The 296-nt window shown below is 61.8% G+C and carries 1 protein-coding gene; it reads left to right on the plus strand.

Annotation, left to right across the window (positions count from 1 at the left end; genetic code table 11):
* Positions 1 to 5 precede the first annotated feature (5 nt).
* Positions 6 to 296: M48 family metalloprotease (locus EN807_RS34505; RefSeq protein ID WP_189522711.1), on the plus strand; the 291-nt coding region annotated here is incomplete at its 3' end.

A 296-nucleotide genomic window follows, 5' to 3' on the forward strand; every position in this document is an offset into this window, starting at 1 on the left:
CGGATGTGCAGGAATCCTGTTTCAAGCCGTCCGACAAGCCGATCACCGTCGACAATGTCGTCGCCAACTCGAAGCTTGCCGAAATGGCGAAGGCGCAGCACCCGCGCATCCTTGCCACCTATGGCGGCGAATATTCCGATCCCAAGCTCGAGCGCATGGTCGCCAAGGTCGTCGGCAGCCTGACGGTGGTGTCGGCCAATCCGACCCAGACCTATCGCATCACCATCCTCAATTCGCCCAACGTCAATGCCTTCGCGCTGCCCGGCGGCTACCTCTATGTCACCCGCGGCCTGCTG

It is taken from the genome of Mesorhizobium sp. M5C.F.Ca.ET.164.01.1.1 (assembly GCF_004792125.1).
Taxonomy (GTDB): domain Bacteria; phylum Pseudomonadota; class Alphaproteobacteria; order Rhizobiales; family Rhizobiaceae; genus Mesorhizobium; species Mesorhizobium wenxiniae.